1 pseudogene is annotated in these 226 nt (G+C 73.9%); it reads right to left on the bottom strand.

Annotated features, from left to right (window positions below):
* Positions 1 to 226: pseudogene (locus GPK39_RS08850) on the bottom strand (IS30 family transposase); the annotation flags it as partial.

Below are 226 nucleotides of genomic sequence, written 5' to 3'. Positions count from 1 at the left end.
CACGTCCCCCACGCCGTAGGCGTCCAGCAGCGCCGCCGCGTCCTCCCCGAGCATCGCCCTGAAGGCGCGCGCGGGCGTCGAGAAGCCGAGCGCGCCGCGGGGCTCGGAGTTCACGTGCGACATGGCCAGCGCCAGGTCGGCCGGGACGAGCCGGTCGAACCTGATCCCGGCGCCCTTGGGCAGCAGCTTCCTGATCTCGACGTGGTTGCGCTCGCAGGCGCCCTTC

The organism is Collinsella aerofaciens, assembly GCF_018785245.1.
In the GTDB taxonomy this organism is placed as follows: domain Bacteria; phylum Actinomycetota; class Coriobacteriia; order Coriobacteriales; family Coriobacteriaceae; genus Collinsella; species Collinsella aerofaciens_AD.
The sequence above is the reverse complement of the archived record's forward strand: the minus strand, read 5'-3'. Positions and strand labels throughout refer to the sequence as shown.